Source organism: Mesorhizobium sp. M4A.F.Ca.ET.090.04.2.1, from assembly GCF_003999085.1.
Taxonomy (GTDB): Bacteria; Pseudomonadota; Alphaproteobacteria; order Rhizobiales; family Rhizobiaceae; genus Mesorhizobium.
Map to the genome: position 1 here is coordinate 1 of NZ_RZOT01000285.1, position 7,674 is coordinate 7,674.

Annotated in this window: 5 protein-coding genes and 1 pseudogene; 2 read left to right on the forward strand and 4 right to left on the reverse strand. The window is 67.2% G+C overall.

Features of this window, described 5'->3' with window-relative positions; translation table 11 throughout:
• A pseudogene (locus tag EN781_RS19830) lies at positions 1-99 on the forward strand (IS110 family transposase); the annotation flags it as partial.
• A 46-nt stretch (positions 100-145) separates the two neighbouring features.
• Here the strand turns inward: EN781_RS19830 and EN781_RS19835 are convergent.
• From EN781_RS19835 to EN781_RS19850, 4 genes are read right to left on the reverse strand one after another with little or no spacing between them, the layout of a single operon-like run.
• Positions 146-2,233, reverse strand: coding sequence for a hypothetical protein (locus EN781_RS19835; protein ID WP_127400251.1), 2,088 nt, complete (start codon positions 2,231-2,233; stop codon positions 146-148).
• A gap of 4 nt (positions 2,234-2,237) precedes the next feature.
• On the reverse strand, positions 2,238-5,057 hold the full coding sequence (locus EN781_RS19840) for a DUF4159 domain-containing protein (RefSeq protein ID WP_126058655.1): 2,820 nt from the start codon (positions 5,055-5,057) through the stop codon (positions 2,238-2,240).
• Positions 5,054-6,058 carry a DUF58 domain-containing protein gene (locus EN781_RS19845; protein WP_245455413.1) on the reverse strand — a complete coding sequence of 335 codons (1,005 nt, stop codon included), beginning with the start codon at positions 6,056-6,058 and terminating at the stop codon, positions 5,054-5,056. The genes EN781_RS19840 and EN781_RS19845 overlap by 4 nt, the downstream gene beginning before the upstream one ends.
• Positions 6,058-7,062, reverse strand: a complete 1,005-nt coding sequence (locus tag EN781_RS19850) for a MoxR family ATPase (RefSeq protein WP_126058656.1) — start codon at positions 7,060-7,062, stop codon at positions 6,058-6,060. The genes EN781_RS19845 and EN781_RS19850 overlap by 1 nt, the downstream gene beginning before the upstream one ends.
• Before the next feature lie 145 nt (positions 7,063-7,207).
• Here EN781_RS19850 and EN781_RS19855 point away from each other — a divergent pair.
• On the forward strand, positions 7,208-7,674 hold a 467-nt coding region (locus tag EN781_RS19855; protein WP_127400252.1), incomplete at its 3' end, for a DUF1285 domain-containing protein.

Here is a 7,674-nt window from a genome sequence, read left to right on the forward strand (position 1 = left end):
GGCAAGCCGAAGATCGTCGCCGTCGTGGCCGTCATGCGAAAGCTGCTGACCATTCTCAACGCCATCATCCGCGACCAAAAACCATGGCAAACAGCTTGACAGCCAAGACAGTCGCTCTCCCCGTGAAACGGGGAGAAGGAAAAGGCTACCGCCCTTCGCGGTACCACATCGAGCCCATCGCCAGGAGCAGCAGGCCAAGACCTAGGAAACCGCCGAACAACGGCACGCGGGAAACCGCCTTAAGCACGCTGTCGTCGGTGGTGCGCAGCCCGATCCAGTCGGCGCCGGATGCGACGCCCGAGGAGCGGACCGGAACGATCGAAGGCAGCGTCACGCCGCCGGTGATGCCTCCGAGCGCGGAGGAGGCGGCCAGCCGGCGCACGCTGCCGCCGGTCGCCTCGACCGGCGCGTTCAGTCGGTCCTTGGTGGAGATGACGTCGGCGAATTCCGGCGCGTTGATCGGCCCGACATGGGCAAGCGCCGTCAGGTCGCCATTGCCGACCTGGTAGAGGCCGATCTCCTTGGTCTCGACGCTGCCGAGGAAGATGCCGGGCTCGGATCTTTCCAGCTTGACGATCAGCGCCTTGCCGGACGGCGTGATGACCTGGGCAGGACCCGGATCGTCGCTCATCGTCTGGCGGCGGATCTCGAGCACCATGCCGCGTCCGTCGGCGGTCAGCCGCTCCTCCTCGAGCTCCGGCTCCTTCATCAGCCAGTGGGCGATGCGGCGGTAGAGCTGGACATGCGGGCCGCCGCCCTCGAAGCCGCGCGCCCACAGCCAGCCCTGGTCGGACAAGAGCATGCCGACGCGGCCTTCGCCCTTGCGGTCGAGCAGGAGGAGCGGCAGATTGTCGGCGCCCTTCATCACCACTTCGCCTTCGGGGTTCTTGACGCCGATGGTGCGGAACCAGCGGCTCCAGTGCGGCGGCTCGCTGTTGGATCCGTCGAGCCCTCGCGTCACCGGGTGGCGCTGGCCGAGATCGGTGAGGCGCGGGTAGAAGGCCTTGTCGACGACCTCGCCGCTCGGCATCGCCGGCAGCGCCGACATCAGCGGCGTGCGGGCGATAGAACTCTCGCCGGAATATTCGGGGCCGGCGGCGATCAGCAGTGCGCCGCCCTTTTCGACATATTCGGAGATGTAGTCGTAATAGAGGATCGGCAGCACGTCACGGTGCTGGTAGCGGTCGAAGATGATCAGGTCGAAATCCTTGATCTTCTCGACGAACAATTCGCGCGTCGGAAAGGCGATCAGCGACAGTTCGTTGATCGGCGTGCCGTCCTGCTTTTCCGGCGGCCGCAAAATCGTGAAATGGACGAGATCGACCGAGGCGTCCGACTTCAACAGGTTGCGCCAGGTGCGCTCGCCGGCATGCGGCTCGCCGGAGACGAGCAACACGCGCAGATTCTCGCGGATACCATCGACCAGAGCGATGGCGCGGTTGTTGGCGTCGGTCAGTTCGTCCGGCTGGTGGTCAATGGCGAGCTCGACGATGTTGCGGCCGGCATTGGGAATGGTGACCTGCAGGGGCATCGTCTGGCCGATCGTGGCGCGCTCGACGGAGACCTGCTCACCGTTGATCGAAACGCGGACGTCGACCTGGCCGGACTGATCACCGGTGGCGATGACACGGTAGGTCATGTCGAGCGGCTTGCCGACGAGGCCGAAGCGCGGTGCGTTCTCGAAGCGTATGCGGCGGTCCTTCTCGTGGTCATTGCCGGTGATGAGCGCGTGCAGCGGCGCATTGAAGTCGGGCGCGCCGGCGGGCGCGTCATGCACCTCGCCGTCGGTGATCATGACGGCGCCGCCGATTCGCGATGGCGGCACGTCGCGGAAGGCGCCTTCGAGCGCGCTGAACAGCCTGGTATCGGTACGCTCCTCGGCGGCATCGGACTTGCCGGCCTCGACCACGCGCACGTCGAACTGCTTGAAGCGGGCAAGGCGCTGCTGCAGCCCGGCCAAGGCCTCATCGGTCTGTTTGGTGCGTTCGCCGATGTCCTGGCTCTGGCTGCGGTCGACAATGATGGCGACAACGCTCTTCAGGGCATCGCGCTCCTCATCGAGGAACACCGGGTTGAGCAGCGCGGCGCCGAGCGCCAGCAAGGCGGTGAAGCGCAGGACCGAGCCGCGCTGACGGAACCACAGGCCGACCAGCGCCAGCAACGCCAGCGGCGCCAGCACTGCGACAAGCCACGGCCAGGCCAGAAGCGGTTCGAAGGGGATCGACCAGTTCATGGCTTTACTGCCCCAGCCGTTCGAGCAGGACAGGCACGTGCACCTGATCGGATTTGTAGTTGCCGGTCAGCATATACATCATGATGTTCACGCCGGCGCGCAGCGCATAGATCCGCTGCATCGGATCCGCCGGCACTGTGGGCAGCAAGGGGTCGCCATTCTCGTCCACAGCCCAGGCGCCGGCGAAGTCATTGGCGGTGATCAGGATCGGCGAGACGCCGTCGCCGACGCGCACCGGACGGTTCTCGGCATTGCTGGCGTCGAGCGAGGCCTCGACCCACAGCGGGCTGCCGTTGAACCGCCCGGGGAACTCCGGAAGAATGAAAAAGGATTTGGTCAGCACGTGGTCCGACGGCACCGGCTCCAGCGGCGGCACGTTGAGATTGCCGAGGATGTCGCGCAGCCGTTCCGTCGCCGGGCTGGTCGAGTTCGCGCCGATGCCGTTGGCGAACTGGTCGCGGGTGTCGAACAGCACCGTTCCGCCCTGCTGCATGTAAGCGTCGATGCGGGCGATCGAGGCTTCGCTCGGCATCGGGGCGGCCGGGTCGATCGGCCAGTAGATCAGCGGGTAGAAGGACAATTCGTCCTTGGCAATGTCGACGCCGGCCGGCGCGCCGGGCTCCAACGCGGTCTTCTCGATCAGGAAGCGGGTCAGGCCTTCCAGTCCGGCGCGGCTGATCGAATCGACGCCGGGCTCGCCGGTGAGCACATAGGCGATGCGGGTTTTCGAGATGTCCTCGATCGCCTGGGTGTCGCCGGGCTTGGCGTCGTCGGCGCGTGCGCGATCGGCATGGCCGAGCAGCGCGCCAAGCCCGATAAGCAAGGCAGCCGCCGTTGTCGCGGCGGCGCGGCGCGGCCGGCGCGATAGCAGGCCGCCCATCCAGAACACCGCCAGCGTATCGAGCACCATGAGCACCAGCGCCGCGGCGACGAGGGCGCCCTTCAGGTTGCGCGACTCGTCAAAAGCGTACTGGATGGTGGTCACCGGCAGCGAGACGTTGGGCCTCGCCAGCGGCGCAAAGGTGCTGGCTGCATCGAGCAGATTGTGGGCGAACACACCGGTCTCGGAGCCGTAAAGGCCCGGCGGGTTTTCGATCGTCACCGGCAGTGGACCGGGACCTGGCACCAGCGGGCGAGCGTCCGGGGTCGGCGGCACGAGCATGCCGTCTGCGGCGATCATGCGATAGGGGGCCAGCGAGGTGGCGGCGGCTTCGGCATTGGCGACCGCGGCACCCTGGTTGCGCGACAGTTGCACGATGCGCCTCAGCATCTCGACGAAACTGCCCGAGATCGGCAGGTTCGACCATGTCGCCTCGGGCGTGACGTGGAACAGCACCAGCGTGCCCTTGCCCTTCTTTAGCCCGGTCACCAGCGGCGTGCCGTCAGCCAGCGTCGCCCAGGTGCGCTCGACAATGTCGGGCGTCGGTTCGGCCAGCACCTGCCGGGTGACGGTCACCTCGGTCGGTGGTGCAAGATCGGCGAAGGCGCCATTCTTCGGGAATTCGGTCACGGGCTGCGGCGTCGTCCAGGACAGCGCGCCACCTAGCGCGCGTTCGCCGCTGCGCAGCCTGACCGGCAAAAGGTCGTCGTCATTGCCGGCGGCGGCCAGCCGCGAGCCGGCGAAACGCACCAGCGTGCCGCCCTTGTCGACCCAGTCGACCAGCTTAGGCCGGACCTGCTCGGGAATGGTGCCGACATCGGCCATGACGATCATCGCCGGCTTCTGGTCAAGCAATTGCGGGATGGCGTCGGCGAGGTCGACGCTCGATGGCTCGACGAGATCGGCAAAGGGCTGCAACGCACGACGGATGTAGTAGAGCGGCGACAAGAGCGGCTGCGCCTGGTCGGCCTCTGACTGCGACAAAAGCCCGACGCGGCGGCGCTTGGAGCTTTCGTCCAGCACCCGCAGGGCGCCGGCCTGATGTTCGCCGTCGAGCGCGATCGAGGCGAAGTCGTTGCGCAGCTCGAACGGCACGGCCATGGTGCCGGTGGCCATGGACTCGCCCGGCGAAAAGGTCAGCGTCGCATCGGCGATGCGGCGGCCCTTGTCATCGAAGGCGCCCGCGGTGACCTGCGCGGGCGCCGGATCGCCCGGCGCGCGTATGGCGGTCAGCGCGAAACCGTCGACCTGGTTGTCGGCGCCGGTCAGGCCGGTCAGCGAAATCCGGTCGGACGTGGCCCAGACCAGGCGCGCGGCGTTGCTCGACAAAAGCGTGTTGAAGGCGGCTTCGTCGCCTTGCCCGGCGAGCCCGTCGGCGAGCACGGCAACGCTGGCGCCGGGATGGCTCTCCAGGCTTGCCGCGACGCGGGCATAGACGGCGGGACGGTCGGTCGGGATCGGCCGCGGCTTGGCCGCGCGCAGCCGGTCGAGCGCGGTAGCGGCGTCGAAGGGGCCGATCTCGGCGTTGGGCTTTTCGGCGGTGAAGGCGATGATGACGGGCACGCCGTTCGAGCCGGCGTCGGCGATCAGCCGTTCGGCCGTGGCGACGCGCTTGCCCCAGTCGGCGGCACTTGCCCAGTCATTGTCGATGACCAATGCCAGGGCCGAGCCCTCTGCCGGCAGTTTTTCACGCGGATTGAAGACCGGTTCGGCAAGTGCGACGACGATGAGGGCCGCCATCAGCAATCTCAGCAGCGTCAGCCACCATGGGCTCTGCTGTGGCGTCTCCTCGCGCTTCAGGACGCCGGCCAGGATCTTCAGCGGCGGAAACACTTCCGTCTGCGGCTTCGGCGGGGTGAGCCGCAGAAGCCACCAGATCACCGGCAGCGCCAGCAGGCCCCAGAGCACCATGGGCGCACCGAAGGAAAGCGGTAGCCAGCTCATGCGCCGATCTTTCCGGCATGACCACTATGGACGGTCAGCCCGGTATGACTTGCGGTCAACCCGGTATGACCTGCGGTCAACCCGGTATGACCCATGGTCAACCCTGCATGACTGCCTTCGGCGGTCAAAGCCATGTGGATGCGCACCAGCGCTTCCGAGGCGAGGCGGTCGGTGTGATTGACGGTGAAGCTCCAGCCCAGCCGCCTGCACCAGCCGGCCAGTTCCTGGCGGCGGGCATTGTAAAGCAGGCGATACTCATCGCCGAACATCTCGGCGCGACCGGCGGTCAGCTTGTCGCCGGTCTCGGGATCGGTGAACTCGGTGCGCCCGGCATAGGGAAAGGTCTCCTCGGCCGGATCGGCGACCTCGATCAGGTGGGCGCGCACGCCGTGGCGGGCGAGCACGTCGAGCCAGGCCATGGTCTCCTCGACCGGATCGAGGAAGTCGCCGACGAGGACGACGTCGGAAAAGCGGCGGATGCCGGAGAGGTCGGGCTTTGCCGGCAGCGCGCCGGCATGGCCGAGCTGGGCGGCGATGCGCTCGGCGCCGTTGCGGGCGGTGAACGGATCGGTCAGGCCCGGCCAGGCGATGCGCTCGCCGCTGCGCGACAGAAGCTCGGCCATGGCCAGCGCCAGGACGAGCGCGCGCGATTCCTTGGAAACGCTGGCGCCGGCCGATTTGTAGAGCATCGACGGCGAGGGATCGGCCCACAGCCACACCGTGTGGGCCGCCTCCCATTCGCGGTCGCGCACATAGGTGTGATCGTCGCGGGCCGAGCGGCGCCAGTCGATGCGCGAGGAATCGCCTTCGACATAGGGTCGGAACTGCCAGAAATTCTCGCCGATGCCGCGCTTGCGGCGGCCATGCCAGCCGGCGATCACGGTGTTGACGATGCGACGCGCCTCGACCAGCAGGTCCGGCACCAGCGAGGCCCGCAACCGGCCACGGGCGAGCGCATCGCGCGTCGCAACCGGTGCCTGGACCTCGCCTATTCGTGCCATCAGATGCCTTTTGCCAGTTTCGCCACCACGTCACGCACAGATGTGCCCTCGGCGCGGGCGGCGAAGGTCAGCGCCATGCGATGTTGCAGCACCGGCTCGGCGAGCGCCCTGATATCGTCGACCGACGGCGCAAGACGTCCATCATAGAGCGCGCGGGCTCGGGCGCAAAGCGTCAGCGCCTGGCTGGCGCGCGGCCCGGGACCCCAGGCGACTAGCTTGTCGGTCTCGGCGTGGCCCTGGCCGGGGCGGGCCGAACGCACCAGCTTGAGGATCGCCTCGACCACGCTTTCCGGCACCGGCATGCGGCGGATCAGCGTCTGGATCTCCTTGAGCCGCGCCGGCTGCAGCACATTCTCGGCCTTGGCGTCCTCGACGCCAGTGGTTTCGAGCAGGATGCGGCGCTCGGCCTCGATTTCCGGATAGAGGATGTCGACCTGCATCAGGAAGCGGTCCAGCTGTGCCTCGGGCAGGGGATAGGTGCCTTCCTGCTCAAGCGGGTTCTGCGTCGCCAGCACGTGGAAGGGCGAGGGAAGGTCGTGACGCACGCCAGCGATGGTGACGTGGTATTCCTGCATTGCCTGCAGCAGCGCCGACTGGGTCCGCGGCGAGGCGCGGTTGATCTCGTCGGCCATCAGCAGCTGGGCGAAGATCGGGCCGGAGATGAAGCGGAAGGAGCGCTTGCCGAACTCGTCCTGCTCCATCACCTCGGAGCCGAGGATGTCGGAAGGCATCAGGTCGGGGGTGAACTGGACGCGGCGGGAATCGAGGCCGAGCACGACGCCCAAGGTCTCGACCAGCTTGGTCTTGGCGAGGCCAGGCACGCCGACCAGCAGCGCATGACCGCCAGCGAGCAGCGCCACCAGCGTGCGCTCGACGACCGCATCCTGGCCGAAGATGACGCGGCCGACGCCGTTGCGGACTTTCGAGATGTCCGCCAGCGCCTTCTCGGCCTCGGCGATCATGTCCTTTTCGCTGATCGGGCTTTCCTTGATCATCACGCTCATGCCGTTTCGATCCTTGTGCTGGAAATACCGGCTTGCACTGTCTGTGCCGCAGAATGCCGCGATTCGGCCTCGCCTGGCGCCTGCATTTGAACTTAAATCACAGAGTTAGGCTGACAAGCGGAACAACAGTGACTATTTCGTGACCATGACGGAGCTCACAGAACATCGTGAACAGAGCCTCACCAGCGCCACCGAGGCGCGCGGGTTGGAGGCGCTGATCTCGCGCTCGACCCGCGCCGGCAAGGGGCCGGCGCCGGTGGAGCGCTGGAATCCGGACTTCTGCGGCGACCTCGACATGGAGATCAGGGCCGACGGCACCTGGTTCTATCTGGGCACGCCGATCGGGCGCATGCCGCTGGTGCAGCTTTTCTCCACCGTGCTGCGCAAGGACGCGGACGGTAAGACCTATCTGGTGACCCCGGTGGAGAGGGTGGGGATACGCGTCGTCGACGCCCCCTTCGTCGCCGTCGAGATGGATGTGTCCGGCGCCGGCGACGACCAGGTCATCACCTTCCGCACCAATGTCGGCGATGTCGTCGAGGCCGGGCCGGGCCACGCCCTGCGCTTCGTCGACGAGGAGGCGACCGGCGGCCTGAAACCCTATGTGCTGGT